Genomic DNA, 319 nt, shown 5'->3' with positions numbered 1-319 from the left:
AAGGATCGGCTAACTCCGTGCCAGCAGCCGCGGTAATACGGAGGATCCAAGCGTTATCCGGAATCATTGGGTTTAAAGGGTCCGTAGGCGGTTTTATAAGTCAGTGGTGAAATCCGGCAGCTCAACTGTCGAACTGCCATTGATACTGTAGAACTTGAATTATTATGAAGTAACTAGAATATGTAGTGTAGCGGTGAAATGCTTAGAGATTACATGGAATACCAATTGCGAAGGCAGGTTACTAATAATACATTGACGCTGATGGACGAAAGCGTGGGGAGCGAACAGGATTAGATACCCTGGTAGTCCACGCCGTAAA

Annotated in this window: 1 rRNA gene; it reads left to right on the top strand. The window is 45.8% G+C overall.

The window, feature by feature from the left end:
- Window positions 1-319, top strand: a 16S ribosomal RNA gene (locus DC53_RS00095); the annotation flags it as partial.

This window comes from Pseudoalteromonas fuliginea, assembly GCF_000690055.1.
Lineage (GTDB): Bacteria > Pseudomonadota > Gammaproteobacteria > Enterobacterales > Alteromonadaceae > Pseudoalteromonas > Pseudoalteromonas fuliginea.
The sequence above is the reverse complement of the archived record's forward strand: the minus strand, read 5'-3'. Positions and strand labels throughout refer to the sequence as shown.